16 protein-coding genes are annotated in these 15,432 nt (G+C 69.4%); 11 read left to right on the top strand and 5 right to left on the bottom strand.

Annotated features, from left to right (window positions below; all coding sequences use genetic code 11):
• Positions 1 to 6 precede the first annotated feature (6 nt).
• The 3 genes from D588_RS0100300 to D588_RS0100290 all read right to left on the bottom strand — a co-directional run bounded on the left by D588_RS0100300 (position 7) and on the right by D588_RS0100290 (position 2,942).
• Entirely contained in the window at positions 7 to 1,443 is a 1,437-nt protein-coding gene (locus tag D588_RS0100300; protein WP_017914564.1) for an EAL domain-containing protein, read from the bottom strand.
• Positions 1,444 to 1,904: 461 nt separating this feature from the next.
• Positions 1,905 to 2,699: a TatD family hydrolase gene (locus tag D588_RS0100295; RefSeq protein WP_026143202.1), complete on the bottom strand. Its 795-nt coding sequence runs from the start codon at positions 2,697 to 2,699 to the stop codon at positions 1,905 to 1,907.
• Between the two features lie 6 nt (positions 2,700 to 2,705).
• Positions 2,706 to 2,942, bottom strand: a complete 237-nt coding sequence (locus D588_RS0100290; RefSeq protein ID WP_017909024.1) for a DUF6116 family protein — start codon at positions 2,940 to 2,942, stop codon at positions 2,706 to 2,708.
• Positions 2,943 to 3,115: 173 nt separating this feature from the next.
• On the opposite strand from D588_RS0100290, the gene D588_RS0100285 reads away from it, so the two are divergent.
• The 6 genes from D588_RS0100285 (at position 3,116) to D588_RS0100260 (ending at position 8,799) form a co-directional block, all read left to right on the top strand.
• Positions 3,116 to 3,931, top strand: coding sequence for a glycine zipper 2TM domain-containing protein (locus D588_RS0100285; protein WP_026143201.1), 816 nt, complete (start codon positions 3,116 to 3,118; stop codon positions 3,929 to 3,931).
• A 100-nt stretch (positions 3,932 to 4,031) separates the two neighbouring features.
• Entirely contained in the window at positions 4,032 to 5,207 is a 1,176-nt protein-coding gene (locus D588_RS0100280) for an acyl-CoA dehydrogenase family protein (RefSeq protein ID WP_017914563.1), read from the top strand.
• A gap of 48 nt (positions 5,208 to 5,255) precedes the next feature.
• A complete protein-coding gene (locus tag D588_RS0100275) occupies positions 5,256 to 5,795 on the top strand; it encodes a GNAT family N-acetyltransferase (protein ID WP_017912797.1) in 540 nt (179 codons plus the stop codon).
• A gap of 37 nt (positions 5,796 to 5,832) precedes the next feature.
• Positions 5,833 to 6,510, top strand: a complete 678-nt coding sequence (locus D588_RS0100270; RefSeq protein WP_017912796.1) for a glutathione S-transferase family protein — start codon at positions 5,833 to 5,835, stop codon at positions 6,508 to 6,510.
• A 52-nt stretch (positions 6,511 to 6,562) separates the two neighbouring features.
• On the top strand, positions 6,563 to 7,117 hold the full coding sequence (locus D588_RS0100265; protein ID WP_017909019.1) for an NADPH-dependent FMN reductase: 555 nt from the start codon (positions 6,563 to 6,565) through the stop codon (positions 7,115 to 7,117).
• Positions 7,118 to 7,380: 263 nt separating this feature from the next.
• Positions 7,381 to 8,799: a replicative DNA helicase gene (locus tag D588_RS0100260; protein WP_017909018.1), complete on the top strand. Its 1,419-nt coding sequence runs from the start codon at positions 7,381 to 7,383 to the stop codon at positions 8,797 to 8,799.
• An 82-nt stretch (positions 8,800 to 8,881) separates the two neighbouring features.
• Here D588_RS0100260 and D588_RS0100255 read toward each other — a convergent pair whose 3' ends face one another.
• Positions 8,882 to 9,394 (bottom strand): hypothetical protein, encoded by a 513-nt coding sequence (locus D588_RS0100255; RefSeq protein ID WP_017909017.1) that lies wholly within the window; start codon positions 9,392 to 9,394, stop codon positions 8,882 to 8,884.
• A gap of 497 nt (positions 9,395 to 9,891) precedes the next feature.
• Here D588_RS0100255 and D588_RS0100250 point away from each other — a divergent pair, with 497 nt between their 5' ends.
• The 3 genes from D588_RS0100250 to D588_RS0100240 all read left to right on the top strand — a co-directional run bounded on the left by D588_RS0100250 (position 9,892) and on the right by D588_RS0100240 (position 13,663).
• Entirely contained in the window at positions 9,892 to 11,313 is a 1,422-nt protein-coding gene (locus tag D588_RS0100250; protein ID WP_017914562.1) for a deoxyribodipyrimidine photo-lyase, read from the top strand.
• A gap of 96 nt (positions 11,314 to 11,409) precedes the next feature.
• Positions 11,410 to 12,864: a wax ester/triacylglycerol synthase family O-acyltransferase gene (locus D588_RS0100245; RefSeq protein WP_017909015.1), complete on the top strand. Its 1,455-nt coding sequence runs from the start codon at positions 11,410 to 11,412 to the stop codon at positions 12,862 to 12,864.
• A gap of 91 nt (positions 12,865 to 12,955) precedes the next feature.
• Positions 12,956 to 13,663 carry an OmpA family protein gene (locus tag D588_RS0100240; RefSeq protein WP_198526544.1) on the top strand — a complete coding sequence of 236 codons (708 nt, stop codon included), beginning with the start codon at positions 12,956 to 12,958 and terminating at the stop codon, positions 13,661 to 13,663.
• Between the two features lie 95 nt (positions 13,664 to 13,758).
• Here the strand turns inward: D588_RS0100240 and D588_RS0100235 are convergent, their stop codons facing one another.
• A complete protein-coding gene (locus D588_RS0100235) occupies positions 13,759 to 14,856 on the bottom strand; it encodes a LysR family transcriptional regulator (protein WP_017912791.1) in 1,098 nt (365 codons plus the stop codon).
• Between the two features lie 126 nt (positions 14,857 to 14,982).
• Here D588_RS0100235 and D588_RS0100230 point away from each other — a divergent pair, with 126 nt between their 5' ends.
• Together D588_RS0100230 and D588_RS23705 are read left to right on the top strand one after the other, a co-directional pair.
• Positions 14,983 to 15,207, top strand: coding sequence for a hypothetical protein (locus tag D588_RS0100230; RefSeq protein ID WP_017912790.1), 225 nt, complete (start codon positions 14,983 to 14,985; stop codon positions 15,205 to 15,207).
• A partial coding sequence (locus tag D588_RS23705) for an NAD-dependent epimerase/dehydratase family protein (RefSeq protein ID WP_043082831.1) occupies positions 15,204 to 15,432 on the top strand: 229 nt, incomplete at its 3' end. The genes D588_RS0100230 and D588_RS23705, both read left to right, overlap by 4 nt.

The following is a 15,432-nucleotide window of genomic DNA, read 5'->3' as shown; positions in this document are numbered from 1 at the left end:
TGCCGCCTAGCGCGCGCTGGACGGCGGCGGCGCGTCCGGGGCGCGCGTGGCCGCGCCGCTCATCAGGTTGCGCTCGGTGCCGGCCTGCAGGAAGGCCAGCCGTTCCAGGTCGTGCGCCGGCTGCGGCCGGCCGAACAGGAAGCCCTGGAAGTGCCGGCAACCCATCGCCGAAAGCATCTCGCACTGCTGCGCATCCTCGATGCCTTCGGCGAGCGCGACCATGCCCATCACCTCCGAGATCTCCACGATCTTGGCCAGCAGGCGCCGCGAGGACTCGTCGGCCTTGGCGTCGTTGACGAACTGCCGGTCGATCTTGAGCTTGGTGACCGGCAGCGTCCTGAGCATGGCCAGCGACGAGAAGCCGGTGCCGAAATCGTCCAGCGCCCAGCCGATGCCGAACGCCTTGAGTTCGTGCATCTTGGCGCGCACCCCGGCGGTGTCCACGTACAGCGCCGATTCGGTCAGTTCGAATTCCAGCGACGCCGGCGCCACGCCCTCGCTGGTGATCACCTGCTTCACCGACGCCACGAAGTTGGGATCGAGCAACTGCACCGGGCTGACGTTCACCGCGACCACCAGCGCACGCAGATCCTGCTCGTGCGACCAGCGCCGCAGCGTGCTGCAGGCCTGACGCAGCACTTCCAGTCCCACGTCCCGGATCAGCTGGCTCTCTTCGGCCAGCGGGATGAATTTGTCCGGGGTCAGCAGCTTGCCGCTGGGATGGCGCCAGCGCACCAGCGCCTCGGCGCCGAGCATGCTGCCGTTCGCGTTCACCTGCGGCTGGTACAGCACCTCGATCTCGCCGTTGCCGACTGCACGCGCCAGTTCCCGCTCCAGCGAAATGCGCGCGTTCACGTCGTTGCGGTAGATGTGCAGGATCGCCGCGAGCAGGCCGGCCGCGCAGGCCATGTTGGAGATCGCGCCGAGCCGGCGCATCCCCAGCGGTGGCGAGGACGCCGGCGTCAGCCAGTCCAGTTCGCCCGAACCGAACGCGACGAAGGCGCCCAGGCATGCCAGCGGGAACACCAGCGCGCGGTAGCGGCGGCTGCGGTCGAACACGAACAGCGCGCCGGCCGCCAGCGGCAGGAAGAAGGTGTGCACCGAGCGCGGCACCGTGCCGATCGGCGCATCGATGAACGAGATCACCAGCACCACCACGAACACGCCATGCGCCACCAGCGACAACGAGGCCTCGTCGCAATGGCGGCGGCGGCACAGCGCGAGCAGGCCGACCGCCGTGAGCCCGACGAAGGCGAGCGCCAGTTCCGGCCGGCCGTAGTACAGGTAGCACACGGTCCACAAGGCGCCGAGCGTGGTGCACGAGACCCCGGCCAGGGTCAGGGTGCTGCGCATCTTGCGGCTGCGATTGCTGTCGCGGAATTTCAGGGAGACCCAGCTTTCGCCGTTGGAGACGTGTTTCTCCGAACTCGCACCGCTTTTCATCGTCGTGGCGCTCGCATGCGCGATGGCTCCGCTCGCGCCGGGGCGGCCGCGGAGGAGGCGATCGCACGCGTGCGCCGCGCGCTGTGGAGAAGCGGGTAGGGGATACGGCTTGCCGGTTGTTTCACGCCAGGATGATCCGATCTGCCAGAACGCGTGCCATCGAGCCGGCCGCCGAGCCTTTTGCTGAGAGCGAACGGGTTCACACTCCGGTGCCTGGCGGACAAAAGATCCGCTCGCCGTTCAGCGCGGTGCACAGTAGCAGAAGCCAGCAGGCGGAAACCCTGTCGAAAGACCGTGATCCGGTAGCCCAGTTCACAGTTTCGTACGAAAGATGCGCGGCAAGCGACGTTCGCGCGGATTGCTGCAGCGTGGAGCTGCGTGCCTGTGTGCCGAGCGGCGCTTGCACGGGGCGCCGCCACGCCGGCGAGCGGTGTGCGCTGTGTCTGCGCGACAGTCCTGCGTCAGCCCGGCGCGGCTGCGTCGGGAAGCACGTCGGGCAGGCCGAACAAGCGCCGCGCATTGGCCGTGGTCTGCGCGGCGATGGAGTCGGCAGGTGCGTCGCGCAGCGCGGCAATGGTGTCCAGCACCGTGCGCAGCCGCGCCGGTTCGTTGCGCTGGCCGCGGATCGCGGCATCGGGCTGGTCCGGCGCATCGGTTTCCAGCAGCAGTTGTTGCAACGGCACCGTGGCGGCGAGCCGGCGCAGGCGCTGCGCCCGTGCGTAGGTGACCGGCCCGCCCAGGCCGATCAGGAAATCCAGCGACTGCAACTGTGCCGCCTGCTCGGCGCTGCCGGCGAAACTGTGCACCACGCCACGCAGGCGCCCGACCTTGCGGATCGCCAGGATCACCGCGTCCACCGCGCGCCGCGCATGCACGATCACCGGCAGGTCGAACTCTCGTGCCAGTTGCAGCTGGCCGGCGAAGTAGCGCTGCTGCTCGGCTTCGTCCAAGCCTTCGACGAAGAAGTCCAGGCCGCATTCGCCGATCGCGCAGGGACGCTCGCGTTCGATCCACTCGCCGAGCAAGGGCAGGTGCTCGGGCCGGTGCTCGGCCAGAAACAGCGGATGCAGGCCATACGCCGGATACAGGCCGGGCGCGGCCGCGCAGACCGCACGCAGCTTCGCCCAGGACGCCGCGGTCACCGCCGGCACCACCTGCGCCTGCACGCCCGCCGCCTGCGCGCGCGCGATCACCGCGTCGCGGTCCGGATCGAACTCCTCCGCGTCCAGGTGGCAGTGGCTGTCGATCAACGGCATCGGCGCTCAGCGGCGCGCGCGTTGCGCGGTCGAGTTCAGCGGCTCGGTGGCCGGCGCCGGGGTGCGGGTCTTCCAGTTGGCCAGCAGCAGGGTGCCCAGGCCGAACACGATCTCGTCGATGAAGGGCACCGGATCGGGCAGCAGCACGCTCAGCACGAACAGCCCGGCGGTGATCTTGAACAGCGTCGGGTAGCGCAATTTGCCCGCCCAGCGCAGCAGCGGATAGACGATCGGGTTGGGCATGTCAGGTGCTCCGGGGAAGCGGTGGAAACGCTAACAGCTTTGATATGGCGACGTTCCGGGGGCGTTACCAGTTGCGTGTACGCCGCGTTACTGAATAGGGAGCGGATCGGTTCAGCTTCGGCATGGTAATCACAGCACCGTACACAACGCGGTCAGCCCGCAGGAGAGCACACATGAAAAGCACTACGACAACCGTTCTGGTCGCGGCTGGCGCCTTGCTGGTCGGCGGCGTCGCCACCGCGGCCTTCATGAACAATCGCGACAAACCCGTGGACGTCGCCAGCGGCGATGTGCGCCCGGCCCTGGACAATACCCGCGGCGACAGCGCGATGGACAACAGCGTCGGCGGCAAGCTCGAGTACGCCGACGTGGTCCGGGTCGACCCCATCACCCAGAAGCAGCAGCGCTACGCCGAGGTGATCGGCACCGAGCCGCTGCGCCAGACCTCCACCACCACCACGCCGCGCCAGGTGTGCAACGACGTGGTGGTGCAGGAGCGCCTGCCCGAGCGCGACGGCAATGTCGGCGGCACCGTGGTCGGCGCGGTGGTCGGCGGCCTGCTCGGCAACCAGATCGGCCATGGCAACGGCCGCAAGGCCGCGACCGCGGCCGGCGCGGTGGCCGGTGGCTTCATCGGCAACCGCATCGACCAGAACCACGTCGGCGGCCGCGTGGTCGACCGTACCGAGCGCCAGTGCCACACCGAGAACAGCACCGCGCAGTCCTCGACCATCACCGGCTACAACGTGACCTACCGCAACGACGACGGCACCACCGGCACCATGCGCATGGACAGCAAGCCGGGCAGCCGCATCGCCATGGGCACGCAGGACGTGGTCAAGGGCTATGACGTGACCTACCGTTACGACGGCCAGGAAAAGACCGTGCGCATGGACGACCGCCCGAACAGCGACCGCCTGCCGGTGTTGGACGGCCGCCTGGTCACCCAGACCGCCTCGGCCGGCGACGTCGCCGTCAGCCAGCGCTGAGTCGCAGCGCGGTTGCACCTCCGAAGGCCGGCGCTTGCGCCGGCCTTCGTCTATCTGCGGGCGGCGGCGCGGGCGGGGCCGATACAATGCGGTTTTCGCCGTGGATGCCGCCATGCCCCTGCCTTGCGACGACCTGTTCAACGTAGCCGCGCTGCTCAGCGAGGAGGAGCGCGCGATCCAGCAGGCGGTGGCGCGCTTCGTCGATGCCAAGGTGTTGCCAGTGATCGGCGACGCCTTCGACCAGGCGCGGTTCCCGCGCGAACTGGTGCCGGAACTGGCGCAACTGGGGCTGCTCGGCGCCAGCCTGCCCGCCGGGCAAGGCGGTGGCGGCCTCAACGCGGTCTGCTACGGCCTGATCTGTCAGGAACTGGAGCGCGGCGACAGCGGCCTGCGCAGCTTCGTCAGCGTGCAGTCCTCGCTATGCATGTACCCGATCCATGCCTATGGCAGCGACGCGCAACGCCAGCGCTGGTTGCCGGCGATGGCCGCCGGCACGGCGATCGGCTGCTTCGGCCTGACCGAGTCCCAGGGCGGCTCCGACCCGGCGGCGATGCAGACCCGTGCGGTGCGCGACGGCGACGGTTGGCGCCTGAGCGGCAGCAAGATGTGGATCACCAACGGCAGCATCGCCGACGTGGCGATCGTGTGGGCACAGACCGACGATGGCATCCAGGGTTTCCTGGTCGAGGCCGGCACCCCGGGCTTCGGCACCCAGGGCATCGCGCACAAGATGAGCCTGCGCGCCTCGGTGACCTCGGCGCTGTTCTTCGACGACGTGCGCCTGCCCGACAGCCAGCGCCTGCCCGGCGTGCGCGGCTTGAAGGCGCCGCTGGGCTGCCTGACCCAGGCCCGCTACGGCATCAGCTGGGGCGCGATCGGCGCGGCCATCGCCTGCCTGCGCGAGGCGCTGGCCTATGCCGGCGAGCGCATGCTGTTCGGGCGGCCACTGGCGGCGACGCAGAGCGCGCAGATCAAGCTGGCCGACATGGCACGGCGCATCGCCAGCGCCCAGTTGCTGGCGCTGCAACTGGGCCGGCTCAAGGACGCCGGCATGCTGCAGCCGGCGCAGGTGTCGCTGGCCAAGTGGAACAACGTGCGCATGGCGCTGGACATCGCGCGGGAGTGCCGCGACCTGCTCGGCGGCGCCGGCATCACCACCGACTACGGCGCGATCCGGCATGCGCTGAACCTGGAATCGGTGATCACCTACGAGGGCACCGAGACCGTGCACCAACTGGTGGTCGGCCGCGAACTGACCGGCATCAATGCGTTTTGAAGCCATCGCCCGCGGCCGGCTGCGGGCCTGTTCACAGGAGAACCGACGATGAGCGTCTTCGATGTGCGCGTGGAAACCGAGCGCCTGGTGCTGCGCCCGCCCACTGCCGAGGATTTCGCGGCGTTCTGCGCCTTTTCCGCCGACGCCGAGACCATGCATCACCTTGGCGGCGTGCAGGCGCCATCGGTGGTCTGGCGCAGCCTGACCTCGCTGGTCGGCAGCTGGCAGTTGCAGGGATTTGCGATGTTCTCGGTGATCGAGAAGCGCAGCGGGCAGTGGATCGGCCGGGTCGGTCCCTGGCAGCCGCACGGCTGGCCGGGTCCGGAGGTCGGCTGGGGCATCGCCCGCGCGTTCTGGGGCCAGGGCTATGCGCCGGAGGCAGCCACGGCGTCGATTGACTGGGCGTTCGCGCAGTTGGGCTGGACGGAGGTGATCCACACCATCGTGCCGGACAACGCCAACTCCAAGGCGGTGGCGGCCAAGCTAGGCTCGCGCTACCTGCGCCAGGACCGCCTGCCCGAGCCGCTGCAGGCGTTCGAGGTGGAAGTGTGGGGCCAGTCGCGCGCGCAGTGGCAGGCGCGGCGCTGAGCCACGACGACGGCAGCATTCGACACAGGAGCAGCACATGGCATCCGAACGTTTTCCCCTGACCGTGTACGGCATGGCGCTGTCCGGCAATTGCTACAAGGTGCGGCTGTTGCTGGACCAGCTCGGTTGCGGCTACCGCTGGGTCGAGGTCGACAGCGCCAACGGCCAGACCCGCACCCCGGCGTTCCTGGCCAAGAATCCCAACGGCAAGGTGCCGCTGCTGGAACGCGAGGACGGGCGCGTGCTGGCCGAATCCAACGCCATCCTGTGCTGGCTGGCCGAGGGCACCGGGTATCTGCCCGCCGATCCCTGGCAGCGCGCGCAGGCGCTGAGCTGGCTGTTCTTCGAGCAGTACAGCCACGAACCCTATGTGGCGGTGGCGCGCTTCGTCTGTGGCTGGACGCCGCCCGACTCGCCGCGCCGTGCCGAACTGCCACGCCTGCGCGAGGGCGCGCTGCGGGCGCTGGCGGTGATGGAGCAGCACCTGCAGGCGCAGGCCTGGTTCACCGGGCCGGCCTACGGCATCGCCGATATCGCGTTGTTCGCCTATACGCATTGCGCCGGCGATGCCGGCATCGCGCTGACCCAGTATCCGGCGCTGTGCGACTGGCTGCAGCGGGTGCGCGCGACGCCGGGTTTCGTGGCGCTGCCGCCGCTGCCGGAGGACGTGCAGGCACGTTTGGCGCAGACCGGGACGTCAACGGCGTTCACCTGACTGCCGCGCGCCGGCGGCTAGCCTGCAGGTCCATTCGGTCAGGAGTAACGCCATGAGCCAGTACCGCATCGCCGTGTTCGTCGGCAGCCTGCGCAAGGAATCGTTCAACCGGCGTCTGGCGCACGCGCTGGAGCGACTTGCGGGCGACCGAGCCCGTTTCGAGTACGTCGAGATCGGCGACCTGCCGCTGTACAACCAGGACCACGACCACGACTATCCGGCACAGGGCCGGCGCCTGAAGACGCAGGTCAGCGGCGCCGACGCGGTGCTGTTCGTCACCCCCGAATACAACCGTTCCATCCCCGGTGTGCTCAAGAACGCCATCGACCTCGGCTCGCGGCCGTACGGCGAGAGCGCCTTCGCCGGCAAGCCGGCCGCGGTGTGCGGGACCTCGCCGGGGGCGATCGGCACCGCTCTGGCGCAACAGCACCTGCGCAACGTGCTGGCTTACCTGGACATGCCGGTGCTGGGGCAGCCGGAGATCTTTCTGCAGTTCAAGGAGGGCCTGATCGCCGAGGACGGCGCGATCGACGACGAGCGCACGCGCAAGTTCCTCGCCGGCTTCGTCGACAAGTTCATCGCCTGGATCGACGAACTGCAGGCCTGAAGCGCCATCGCGGCGCGTGCCGTGGTGCGCGGATGGGGCAGGGCGGCCCTTGTGCGACGCGGTCTCGGCGAGGTTCTCAACCGCTTGTCCCCAGACTTGTCCCCAGCCTCTGGCGAGGCGTGGCGACGCAGGTGCCGCCGCTCAGGCAGGCGCCCTGTGTTGAGCGTCGCCCTAGCCCCGGCCGGGCGCGGCGACTAAAATCGTTGCCCGGGCCGCGGTGAGGCCGCGCCCGGCGCCCGCGCCCCACAGAGAAGACCCTGCCTATGTCCGCCCGTCCCGGCTACCGCGGCGATCGCAAAAGCGAGCGCAGTGAACGCAGCGAGCCGCGTCTCGACCAGTTGCGCGTGCCGCCGCACTCGATCGAGGCCGAACAGGCCGTGCTCGGCGGCCTGATGCTGGCACCGGACGCCTACGATCGGGTCAACGATCAGTTGACCGAAAATGATTTCTACCGGCGCGATCACCAGTTGATCTACCGCGCGATTCGCGAGCTGGCCGAGAAGGGGCGCCCGTTCGACGCGGTGACCCTGGGCGAGTGGTTCGAATCGCAGGGCAAGCTGGAGATGGTCGGCGACGGCGCCTACCTGATCGAACTGGCCAGCACCACGCCCTCGGCCGCCAACATCGTCGCCTACGCCGAGATCGTCCGCGACAAGGCGGTGCTGCGGCAGTTGATCGAGGTCGGCACCACCATCGTCAACGACGGCTTCCAGCCGGAAGGGCGCGAGAGTTCGGAACTGCTGGCGTCGGCGGAAAAGGCGGTGTTCCAGATCGCCGAGGCCGGCGCGCGCGGACGCAGCGACTTCGTGGCGATGCCCGGCGCGTTGAAGGACGCGTTCGAGGAACTGCGCAACCGCTTCGAGAACGGCGGCAACATCACCGGCCTGCCGACCGGCTACAACGACTTCGACGCGATGACCGCCGGCCTGCAGCCGACCGACCTGATCATCCTCGCCGCGCGTCCGGCGATGGGCAAGACCACCTTCGCGCTGAACATCGCCGAATACGCGGCGATCAAGTCGAAGAAGGCGGTGGCGGTGTTCTCGATGGAAATGTCGGCCTCGCAGCTGGCGATGCGCCTGATCTCCTCCAACGGCCGCATCAACGCGCAGCGCCTGCGCACCGGTCAGCTCGAGGACGAGGACTGGGCGCGGGTCACCGGCGCGATCAAGATGCTCAAGGAGACCAAGATCTTCATCGACGACACGCCGGGCGTGTCGCCGGAAGTGCTGCGCTCCAAGGCGCGCCGGCTCAAGCGCGAGCACGACCTGGGCCTGATCGTGATCGACTACCTGCAGCTGATGTCGGTGCCCGGCAACAGCGAGAACCGCGCCACCGAGATCTCGGAGATCTCGCGCTCGCTCAAGGGCCTGGCCAAGGAACTCGGCGTGCCGGTGATCGCGTTGTCGCAGCTCAACCGCTCGCTGGAAACCCGCACCGACAAGCGCCCGGTGATGGCCGACCTGCGAGAATCGGGCGCGATCGAGCAGGACGCGGACATGATCGTGTTCATCTACCGCGACGACTACTACAACAAGGAAAATTCGCCGGACAAGGGCCTGGCCGAAATCATCATCGGCAAGCACCGCGGCGGCCCGACCGGGTCGTGCAAGCTCAAGTTCTTCGGCGAATACACCCGCTTCGACAATCTCGCCCACGACTCGGTGGGCGCATTCGAGTAAGCCTGCGCGCTACGCGCACATCATCTTGCGAGTGCGGCGCCCGGTACGTTCCGGGCGCCGGCTTGAGGGCGCGACGCAGCGATCAGTAGGGAATCTCGATCTCGGCGTTGCTGGTGGCGTCGTAGGTATTGGCGCCGTACTCGGCGTGGTGGGTGCAGACCACGGTGATCTTGCGATAGATGCCGTAGACGAAGTTCGACTTGAAGTGCACGTCGACCAGCGCGCCGTTGCCTTCCTCGTCGTAGTCGGTGGTGTAGCCGTTGCCGATCTGATCGTAGGCGTTGCAGCGCACGTTGATGTAGTTGGCATCGACGCGGTCGTTGTTGGCGTTGGCGAAGCGCGAGTACGCGCGGATCTTCAGGCGCTTGCCGCCGGCCGGACGTCCGTCGGACTCGTAGCCCTGGTTCTGGATCACCCCCTGCAGCGTGTAGACCGGCGTGCTGCCGCCGCCACCACCGCCGCCACACGACGCTTCGGCGTCGCCTTGCAAGACTTCGTTCTGCTGCAGCCCGGGTTCGGGCTCGCACGCCATTGCCAGCGGGGCGGCGAGGCTCAGTGCGAGGGTGAGGGCGGCTTTTGCGATGCGCTTGTCCATGGGTCTTGCTCTCCTGAAATCATTGCGGATGTCGGCGATGGGCGTGGCCGTGCTGCGCCGTTGGCTGCCCGCAGCGCGTCGCGGCCCTGTCGATGCAGGTCCGGGCGAGGGCGGTTCGGGGCGCACGCAGCCGCGCTCGCCGGCCGTGGTGGCCGTGAGGTCGCAGAAGCGATGGCGGATGTTCCCCGTGCGCGCGAGACGGCCTTGGCCATGTCGTGCGCGGTGCAGCGAAAGCACGAATGACGTCCTTCCCCGGAACGTCATCCATCAGCAGCGGTCGCGGCGCCGTTTCGACATGACGGCGCCCGCCACGGCGTTATAGCAGGGCGGACGAGGCGCGCGTGCGCGGCGCGCGGCGATGTCTACGAAATCCGGCCAGCGCGTCACTTGCTGCGCCAGGATCGGCGGTGTCGAAGCACGTGCGACTCGCGCCGCATGCTCACCTGGCCGCTGCACCCGATCCGTATCATGGCGCGTCCTTCGCTGCGTCCCTTCGCATGAGCTACGCCATCGTCTGGTTCCGGCGCGACCTGCGCCTGCACGATCAACCTGCCTTGCAGGCCGCTCTGGATGCCGGGCATACGCCGGTGCCGGTGTATCTGCACAGCCCGGAAGACGAGGGCGCATGGGCCGCCGGCGCGGCTTCGCGCAGTTGGCTGCAGCGCTCGCTGGCAGCGCTGGACGCGCAACTGCGCGCGCGCGGTTCGCGCCTGATCCTGCGCCAGGGCCCGGCCGAGGTCGCCTTGCGCCAGGTGATCGCCGACTGCGGCGCGGTGGCGGTGTACTGGAACCGCCGCTACGAGCCGGCCACGCAGCCGCGCGATGCGCGGCTCAAGCGCGAACTGCGCGAACAGGGCCTGGAGGTGCACAGCCACAACAGCGCGCTGCTGTTCGAACCCTGGCAACTGGCGACGCAGCAAGGCGGCCCGTACAAGGTGTTCACCCCGTTCTGGCGCAGCGCCTTGAGCCATTGGCAGGTGCCCGCGTTGCAGGCCGCGCCGAAGGCGCTGCCAGCGCCGCCCAAGGATCTGGACAGCCTGCCGCTGGAACGACTCGGCCTGGCGCCGGCGCTGGACTGGGATCGCGGCTTCTGGGAGGTCTGGCAGCCGGGCGAGGCGGGCGCACACGAGGCGCTGGACGTGTTCGTCGACGGCGCGCTGCGCGACTATCTCGACGGCCGCGACCGCCCGGACCAGGTCGGCACCTCGCGGCTGTCGCCGCACCTGCATTTCGGCGAGATCGCGCCGTGGCGCATCGTCGCCACCCTGGAGCGCCATCGCCGTGCCGCCACTGCCGCGGCCATCGACGGTTACATCCGCCAACTGGGCTGGCGCGATTTCGCCCACCACCTGCTGCACCATTTCCCGGACACGCCCGAGCGCAACCTCAATCCGCGCTTCGAGCGCTTTCGCTGGGCCAGGCCCGATGCGGCGACATTGCACGCCTGGCAGCGCGGACGCACCGGCGTGCCGATCGTCGATGCCGGCCTGCGCGAGCTGTGGCACACCGGCTGGATGCACAACCGCGTGCGCATGATCGTCGCCAGCTACCTGTGCAAGCACCTGCGCGTGCATTGGTCCGAAGGCGCACGCTGGTTCTGGGACACCCTGGTCGATGCCGACCTGGCCAACAACACCCTGGGCTGGCAGTGGGTGGCCGGCACCGGCGCCGATGCCGCGCCGTATTTCCGCGTGTTCAACCCGGTGACCCAGGCGCAGAAGTTCGATCCGAAGGGCGAGTACATCGCGCGTTGGGTGCCGGAACTGGCGGCGCTGCCGGTGGCCGACCGCTTTGCGCCCTGGCAGGCGCCGCAGCGACTGGCGCACGCCGCCCCGCAGTATCCGCCGCAGCCGATCGTGGACCTGGCCGCCGGCCGCGATGCGGCGCTGGCCGCCTATCGCGAGACCGCCGCCGGCTGAGCACGGGCGCGGTGTTGCGCGGCGCAGCACGGCCGCAGGCGCGATTGACGCCCTTCGCGGGGCCATGATTCACTCCGGGCTCGGACAGGAGCCCGCATGGCCACCAGCTCAGCTCGCCGCAAGCCGCAGCGCGAACCGATGTCGCGCGTGGACACCGCCTGGTTGCGGATGGACCGGCCGACCAATCCGATGATGATCACCGGCGTGCTGATGTTCGACGAGCCGCTGACCCTGCCTGCGCTCAAGCAACTGGTGCGCAAGCGCTTCCTGGCCTTCCCGCGGTTCCTGCAAAAGCCGGTGGAGACCGCCACCGGCGCCTACTGGCAGCGCGACGACGATTTCGATCTGGACTGGCACGTGCGTCTTTCGGCCTTGCCCGGGCGCGGGCAGAAGAAGGCGCTGGAGCGCTTCGCCGGGCAGATGGCCTCCACGCCCTTGGACAAGACCAAGCCGCTGTGGCAGTTCCACCTGATCGAGCGCTACGAAGGCGGCTCTGCGCTGGTGGCGCGCATCCACCACAGCTATGCCGACGGCATCGCGCTGGTGCAGGTGCTGCTGTCGCTGACCGATACCCAGCGCACCCCGGAGCCGTCGGCGCAGCTCGGGCGCGCCTGGCTCAAGGACGACGGCAAGGAGGTGGTGCGCCGGGTCGGCGCGGTGGACCGCTACCTCAAGCTCGGCGGGCGCATGCTCGACAAGGGCCGGGCGATGGCGCAGGACCCGAACCTGCCGCAGATGCTGGCGCGCGAAGGCGGGCTGATCGGCCGCGAACTGGTCAATGCGCTGCTGCTGGCCGACGATCCGCCGACGCTGCTGCGCGGCCGCCTCGGCGTCAGCAAGCGCGTGGCCTGGGCCGAGCCGCTGGATCTGGACGAGGTCAAGGCGGTGGGCCGCGCCTGCGACTGCACGGTCAACGACGTGCTGATGGCGACCATGGCCGGCGCCTTGCGCGATTACATGCTCGAACGCGGCGAACGCCTGGACGGGGTGACCCTGCGCGCCACCGTGCCGGTCAACCTGCGCCCGCTGGAGCACGCGCGCAAGCTCGGCAACCACTTCGGCCTGGTGTTCCTGGACCTGCCGGTGGGCGAGGCCAATCCGGTGCGGCGCCTGCAGTGCGTGGCCGAGTCGATGCAGCAGCTCAAGCAGTCGCGGCAGGCGATGGTGGTGTTCGGCCTGCTCGCGGCGGTGGGCATGGCGCCGGCGGCGCTGCAGTCGGCGGCGCTGGACCTGTTCAGCCGCAAGGCCACCACCGTGGCGACCAACGTGCCGGGGCCGCAGCAGCCGCTGTACCTGGCCGGCAGCCGCGTGCGCGAGATGATGTTCTGGGTGCCGCAGACCGGCTCGATCGGTGTCGGCGTGTCGATCATGAGCTACAACCACCGCGTGCACTTCGGCCTGATCGGCGATGCGCGGCTGATTCCCGATCCGGACGCGGTGATGCGGCGGGTCGGCGCCGAATTCGAAAAACTGCTGTACCTGGCGCTGATGGGCGATTGGGAGCAGCCGCTGCGCGCGGCCGACGCCGAAGACCTGCTGCCGTCTTCCTGAACCGGGCGCATCGCGCGCCGGGCTGCGTTCATCCGCGCCTCGCGTGGCCCTGTTTATGCTGCGGCCACGTCAAACCAGGTTCGGAGAGAACATGATGAAAACGACCACCCTTCGCGGCGTGTCCGTGGCCCTGGCCAGTGCGCTGGTGCTGTCCGCCTGCGCCACCGGCGGCTCCTACGTGCAGCGCGACCAGTACGGCAATCCCACCGAGCAGCAGAACCGTACCGGCCGCGGCGCGCTGATCGGCACCGCGGTCGGCGTCGCCGCCGGCCTGCTCAGCGGCAGCAGCGCCACCGAGCGCCGCCAGCACGCGATGATCGGCGCCGGCATCGGCGCGCTCAGCGGCGCGGCGATCGGCAACTACCAGGATCGGCAGGAACGCGCGCTGCGCGAGCGCACCGCCAACACCGGTATCGACGTGCGCCGCGACGGCGACAACATCACCCTCAACCTGCCCGACGGCATCACCTTCGACTTCAACCAGTCCACGCTCAAGCCGCAGTTCTATTCGGCGCTCAACGGCGTGGCCCAGACCCTGGGCGAATACAACCAGACCATGATCGAGGTGGTCGGCCACACCGACAGCATCGGCAGCGATGCGGTCAACCAGCGTCTGTCCGAACAGCGCGCGTCCTCGGTGGCCGCCTACCTGACCGCGCAGGGCGTGCAGCCCGAGCGCATCCAGACCCTGGGCGCGGGCAAGAAGTACCCGATCGCCGACAACAGCACCGAGGCCGGTCGCGCGCAGAACCGCCGCGTGGAGATCCGCGTGGTGCCGCTGCGCGCCTCGGCCGGCTGACCGATCCGATCCGCCGACCGCAACGACGAACGGGCCGCACTGCGGCCCGTTCGCGTTTTTGCGCTGCTGCTGCGACGCGTTGTGCGCGGCGCGGCTCAGACCAGTGCCGCGTCCTCTTCGTCCTCGGCTTCCGTCTCCAGCGCCGCCGGCACCGGCGCCGGTGTGGCTGCGACGCGCGGCAGGCTGGCCAGCGACTGCGTGTTCATCGCCACGCCGCTGCACAGGGTGAACTCCGCGCCGTCCTCGGCCTGCTGCGTGGCCAGCTTGGCCGGGCACTGCGCCATCATGTAGCTGACGTCGAAGTTGAGCTTGTCGACCAGGAAGTCGACGAAGGCGCGCACCTTCGGCGAGAGCATGCGCCCGCCCGGGAACACCGCGTTGAAGTCCAGGTCCGGCCCGACCCAGCCGCCGAGCACGCGCCGCGCCTTGCCGGCCTCGATCAGCGGCTTGATCGTCGCGTCGCTGGCCAGCACCAGGCCTTCGCCGCAGACCAGGCCGCCGATCAGTGCCGCCGAATCGTTGGCCAGCAGGATCGGCTGGACCAGGAATTCGCCGCTCTGCTTGCCGTTGCGCAGCGGCCAGCACAGCCGGGTGCCGCCGCCGCGGCCGTTGCTCAGCGCCAGCGTGCGGTGGTGCTGCAGGTCGTCCGGATGCAGCGGTTCGCCATGGCGCTCGATGTAATACGGGCTGGCGAAGACCTGGGTGCGGAAGGTGGCGAGCTTGCGCGCGACCATGGTCGAATCCGGCAGCGTGCCCATGTGCAGGGCCACGTCCACGCCTTCGGCGATCGGGTCGACCTTGTCGCTGGTCATGATCATCTCCAGGCGCACCTCCGGGTGCTGGCGGTGGAATTCGCCCAGGATCGGCGCCACCCACGAGATGCCGGCCGAATAGGGCACGCTGAAGCGCAGCCAGCCGCGCGGGCCGGCCTGCAGCTGGCCCACCGCGCTCTCGGCTTCCTCCAGTTCGCGGGCGATGCGCTGGCAATGCTCGTGGTAGACCGCGCCGGCCTCGGTCAGCCCGAGCCGGCGCGTGGTCCGGTGCAGCAGGCGCGCGCCCAGCCGTGCCTCCAGGTCCTGCACCTTGCGGCTGACGGTGGTCTTGGGCAGGCCGAGGGCATTGGCCGCGGCGATGAAGCTGCCTTGCTCGACCACCTTGACGAAGATCAGGGTGTCGTTCAGATCGTGGCTCATGGCGGTTCCTTGAGGTGGAGACGATTGGACCGATAGCGGGACGATTATTCCCCTTAATTCGGACTAATCAAGTGCGGCTTTGGCGCCTAATTTGTCCGCATTCGCCATCCCCGACGAGCTTTGCCCATGTCGATGCGCACGCTGTTCCAGTTTTTCGCCTGCCCCGATCGCCAGCTGCGGCGCCGTTCCGCGCCGGTGGCGACGGCGCAATCCCTTTATCCGAGGGCGTTTCGCGAGTTCACGCCGCCGCCGCGGCGGCAGGGCGGCAGCAGCCTGCGCCTGGGCGCGTCCGGCACCGACCGGCTGGGGCGAATCGCGATTGTCCCGTCCGCGGGAGGAAAAGTCCCGTGAGCGGGACGTTGGCCCCCGAGGTCCTGGTCCTCGGCGGCAGCGGCACGGTCGGGCAGGGCGTGGTCCAGGCATTGCTGGAGGCCGGTAGCCCGGTGCTGGCGGTGGCGCGCGACCGCGCCCGCCTGGCCGCGCTGCGCGATCGCCACCGCGACGAACCCGGGCTGGACGTGCTGAGCGGTTCGGTCGGCACCGACGCGGCTGCCGCGGCCCTGGTCGCCGAGATCG

This window comes from Xanthomonas sp. SHU 308 (assembly GCF_000364645.1).
GTDB lineage: Bacteria > Pseudomonadota > Gammaproteobacteria > Xanthomonadales > Xanthomonadaceae > Xanthomonas_A > Xanthomonas_A sontii.
Note: the sequence above shows the minus strand (reverse complement) of the source record. Positions and strands in the feature narration are given on the sequence as shown.